A 4,229-nucleotide genomic window follows, 5' to 3' on the forward strand; every position below is an offset into this window, starting at 1 on the left:
GGGTGCTGTTGCCGCGCAGGCGCAGCGCGAGCATGACGGCGGTGGCCTGGCGCACGAGCGCGGGCGCGGCGGCCCGGATGCCGATCGGTGTCGCCCCGAACCTCACCCGCCAGCTCCGGACGTGGGCCGACGAGGGGTTGATGATCGCCGGGCTGGACGCGGACGGTTCCACCGACATCGACGGCCTCGACCTGGCCACCGAACCGCTGGTGGTCGTGGTCGGCTCCGAGGGGCGGGGCCTGTCCCGGCTGGTGCGCGACACGTGCGACGTCACGGTGTCCATCCCGATGGCGACCGGGGTGGAGTCGTTGAACGCCTCGGTGGCGGGGGCGGTGCTGCTGTCCGAGGTGGCCCGCAGGCGCCGCGCGGCGGGCCGGACCTGACGAGCCGGGCAGCGCGGAGCATGACCGATGCACCGCGGACGCTCGGGATCGTGCTCTTCGACGGCCTGGCCGAGCTGGACGCGGTCGGCCCGTGGGAGGTGCTGGCGCACTGGACGCGAGCGTTCCCGGAGGACGGCTGGTCGGTGGTGTCGTTGAGCCCGGACGGCGACGTGGTGCACGGCGCGAAGGGCCTCGACCTGCACGCCGGGTACTCGTTCGCCGACGCGCCCGCGCTGGACGCGCTGCTCTACCCGGGCGGGCCGGGCACCCGCACGCACCTCCGGGACGAGGTCCGGATCGACTGGGTGCGGGCCCAGTGGGACGCGGTGCCGCTGCTGACGAGCGTGTGTACCGGCTCGCTGGTCTACGCCGCCGCGGGTGTGCTGCGCGACCGCCCGGCGACGACCCACCACGCGTCGCTCGACCTGCTGGGCGAACTGGACGCCACGATCGACGTCCGGCGCGGCGAGCGGTTCGTGGACGACGGGGACGTCGTCACCTCGGCCGGGGTGTCCGCCGGGATCGACATGGCACTGCACCTGGTGGCCCGGCTGGGCGGGACGGAACACGCCCGCGCCGTGCGCCGCGCGATCCAGTACGACCCGGAACCGCCGGTGTAGACCGGCGAACACCGCTTCGGGGTCGGGGCACGCCACGCCCACATGGCCCGCGCCACGGTCCCCGGTATCTCACTCCGGCGGGGGATCGCCTCGGCTAGGGTCACGGTGCCGGATCGTGAGCAGGGGGCCCGCGGGATGTCGTTCGTGTCGCCACTCTTCCTGTGGTTCTTCATGCCCGCGGTGCTGGTCGCACTGCTGGTGCTGCCACGCGGCTGGCGCAACGGCATCGTCGCGGTCGGCAGCCTACTGTTCTACGCGACCGGCGCGGGCGCGTTCACCCTGCTCCTGCTGACCTGCATGGTCGTCAACTTCGCCGTCGGCCGGGTGCTGGAGCCCGACCCGTGGAATCCGCGGGACGCCGTCCGGCGACGGCGGTTGTTGTTCGGCGTGGTCGCGTTCGACCTGTCGATCCTGTTCGTGTGGAAGTACGCGGGATTCGCCACCGAACAGATCGCGCATTTCGCCGGCCTCTTCGGCGGGAACGTTCCCGTGGTGGAACTGGCACTGCCGATCGGCATCTCGTTCTTCACGTTCCACCACATCTCGTACGTGGTCGACATCTACCGGGGTGAGCGTCCCGCACTGCGGGAACCGGTGGCGTTCGGCACCTACATCTCGATGTTCCCGCAGCTTGCGGCCGGGCCGATCGTGCGCTACCACGAGATCGCCGACCAGCTGCCGCAGCAGCGTTCGCACCGGCTGGACGACATCGCCGCGGGATTCCCCCGGTTCGCGCTGGGCCTGTGCAAGAAGGCCGTGATCGCCGATTCGCTGGCGCCCGTCGTGGACGCCTGCTTCTCCACTCCCGGCGACGACATGACGTTCGCGATCGCCTGGACCGGCGCGCTCGCCTTCACGCTGCAACTGTTCTTCGACTTCTCCGGCTATTCCGACATGGCGATCGGGCTGGGGCGGATGCTGGGCTTCCGGCTGCCGGAGAACTTCGCGCGGCCCTACTCCTCGGTGACGATCACCGAGTTCTGGCGGCGCTGGCACATGTCGCTGTCCCGCTGGTTCCGCGACTACGTCTACATCCCGCTGGGCGGCAGCCGCGACGGCGCGGCGCGGACCTACCGCAACCTGTGGATCGTGTTCCTGCTGACCGGCTTCTGGCACGGCGCGGCCTGGACCTACGTGGTGTGGGGTGTGTACCACGGGATGCTGCTGGTGATCGAGCGTGCGAGCGGCCGGGACTCCTCCCCCACCGGGAGCCGTGGTCGGATCGCCCGGCGCGTACTCACCGCCGTGCTGGTGGTCATCGGGTGGGTGTTCTTCCGCGCCCCCGACCTCGGGGCCGCGTTCACCATGCTCGGCCACATGCTGGTGCCGGACACCGGCGGCCTCACCGACCTCGTCGAGACCGCGCTGACCAACCAGCGCCTGGTCATCCTCCTCGCCGCGCTCGCCGTGTTCGCCCTCCCCACACGGCCGGTCACCGGCCCGACGCTGGAGGCCGCCCGCACCCGCACGGCCACCGTCCTGCGCGTCGGCGTCATGACCGTCGGCGTCGCCTACGCCGCGATTCTCGTCGCGGGCGGCACCTTCAGCCCGTTCCTGTACTACCAGTTCTAGCTGGTTGCCCCCGCTTGCGGCTTCGTCACGGAGAGAGGAAGTTGGATGCCGTGGCTGAGATCGCCGATCGCTACCGAAGGCACGCTGACGCGTTCGAGAGGAAAGTCGCTGCTGTGCGGCCGGACCAGTGGGCCAACCGGTCGCCCTGCGAATCGTGGTCGGCTCGGGACGTGGTCAGCCACATCATCTTCATGCATGGCGTGATGTTGCGGCCCCTCGGGCGGGAGCTCAGTACCGCGCCGTCGGTGGAGGACAGTACGCTCGGTGCCTTCCGCTGTGCCCGTGCCGATGTCGAGGCTCTGCTCGATACTCCCGAGTCGGCCCACACGGAGTGCGACACCCCGGGTGGTCGAATGTCGGCCGAGCAACATGTCGATCAAACCCTGACCGACGATCTGGTGCTGCATGGCTGGGACCTCGCCCGAGCCACCGGCCAGGACGACACCATGGACGCCGACGCCGTGGAGCGCATCTGGTCATCCATTTCGGCGCTTCCGAACGAACTGTTGGAGAAGATGCGGACACCGGAGGCCTTCGGCCCGGGTGTCGTGGTGTTCGGTCCCGAGGTCGCGGTGTCCGAGAGCGCGCCGCTCCAGGACCGCTTGCTCGGCCTGATCGGCCGCGACCCGCAATGGAGCTCCGACGGCAACCCCTGATGAGTGCGGCCGACCCCGGACAGTCCCCGAGATCGTCGAGCTGCCGTGGAGGAGTTGAACAGGCTGATGCGGAACCTGTGCGTCGGTGGGTCAACCGCTACCGTGCTCCGCTACGGGACAGCGTGAACCGTCCTGTTCTCTCACAGCTGATCGCCACGCGCCCAGTGTCCGCCGAGTTGACGGCGTAGCTCCGGCATGGACCAGCGGGCCTGACCGCCGGGCGTGGTGTAGAGCGGTTCCACCTTCCCGTCCTGCCACCAGCGCAGCAACGTCGTCCGGTGAACACCGAGCGCGCGAGCCGCTTCGCCACTTCCGACCGGTCTGTCCTCGCGTGCCACGCATGCAGCATTCCCACCGCATCGCAACTCATCCAGTCGTGTGCATCTCATCTATCGATATGCATCCGATGCAGCCGATAGTCTGCGCGCTCGTACCGGAGGAGGAAGGCATGCGCAGGACAGGAACACCGCCCGACCCACGGACCACCCGTAACGGCGTGCAGCATTGCGTCATCGGCCGGACCGGAACCAACACCTGCCGGGGGTACTCCCTCGCCCACGTCATCCCCGACCCGGACACCAGCCTCTGCGAGGGGTGTGGCCGATGATCACCAAGGACCGGAAGCTCCTCGCCCGCCTCGCGACGGTCAATCGCAATCTCGGCGAGGTCGTCATCGACCTCATGCAGCACCAGGACGGCGGTGAGCTTCCGGCCGACCGGCTCGCGGACATGGCCACCGCACTGTTCACCCTCGCCATCGACATGGCCTCCCGTGCCGAGGAGCTCGACGGTGGTGGTGCGGGTCGGGTGGTCGAGGGTGGGGACGGTGGATGGTGAGGTGCCGACGGTGCTGTTGGGCCGGGTGGGTTCGGATCCGCCCCGGTGGCCGGTGGTGGATCCGGACGCGGCGGGGTTGCCTCCGCCGGAGGTGGCGGTGATGCGGCGGGTGTTGGCCGCGTTGCGCGCCTGGGGGCCGCGCCGTGCGCGGTGTGCGCGGT

At 70.0% G+C, this 4,229-nt stretch carries 5 protein-coding genes; all 5 read left to right on the forward strand.

Translation table 11 applies throughout. The features are described from left to right. The coding region (locus SACHA_RS21575) for a 23S rRNA (guanosine(2251)-2'-O)-methyltransferase RlmB (protein ID WP_039738720.1) at window positions 1-383 on the forward strand (383 nt) is incomplete at its 5' end. A 20-nt stretch (window positions 384-403) separates the two neighbouring features. Next, complete coding sequence (locus SACHA_RS0111100; protein ID WP_019809710.1) at window positions 404-1,003, forward strand: DJ-1/PfpI family protein; 600 nt, start codon at window positions 404-406, stop codon at window positions 1,001-1,003. A 135-nt stretch (window positions 1,004-1,138) separates the two neighbouring features. Next, window positions 1,139-2,575: an MBOAT family O-acyltransferase gene (locus SACHA_RS0111105; protein WP_019809713.1), complete on the forward strand. Its 1,437-nt coding sequence runs from the start codon at window positions 1,139-1,141 to the stop codon at window positions 2,573-2,575. A gap of 50 nt (window positions 2,576-2,625) precedes the next feature. After that, a complete protein-coding gene (locus SACHA_RS0111110; protein WP_028663085.1) occupies window positions 2,626-3,231 on the forward strand; it encodes a TIGR03086 family metal-binding protein in 606 nt (201 codons plus the stop codon). Between the two features lie 603 nt (window positions 3,232-3,834). Beyond that, complete coding sequence (locus tag SACHA_RS0111115; RefSeq protein ID WP_019809719.1) at window positions 3,835-4,068, forward strand: hypothetical protein; 234 nt, start codon at window positions 3,835-3,837, stop codon at window positions 4,066-4,068. Window positions 4,069-4,229: the final 161 nt, after the last annotated feature.

Source organism: Saccharomonospora halophila 8, assembly GCF_000383775.1.
In the GTDB taxonomy this organism is placed as follows: domain Bacteria; phylum Actinomycetota; class Actinomycetes; order Mycobacteriales; family Pseudonocardiaceae; genus Saccharomonospora; species Saccharomonospora halophila.

Excerpts from the sequence above, each read along its gene's own strand:
- SACHA_RS0111100 (WP_019809710.1), top strand. The coding sequence starts at position 404 with ATGACCGATGCACCGCGGACGCTCGGGATCGTGCTCTTCGACGGCCTG.
- SACHA_RS0111105 (WP_019809713.1), top strand. The coding sequence starts at position 1,139 with ATGTCGTTCGTGTCGCCACTCTTCCTGTGGTTCTTCATGCCCGCGGTG.
- SACHA_RS0111115 (WP_019809719.1), top strand. The coding sequence starts at position 3,835 with ATGATCACCAAGGACCGGAAGCTCCTCGCCCGCCTCGCGACGGTCAAT.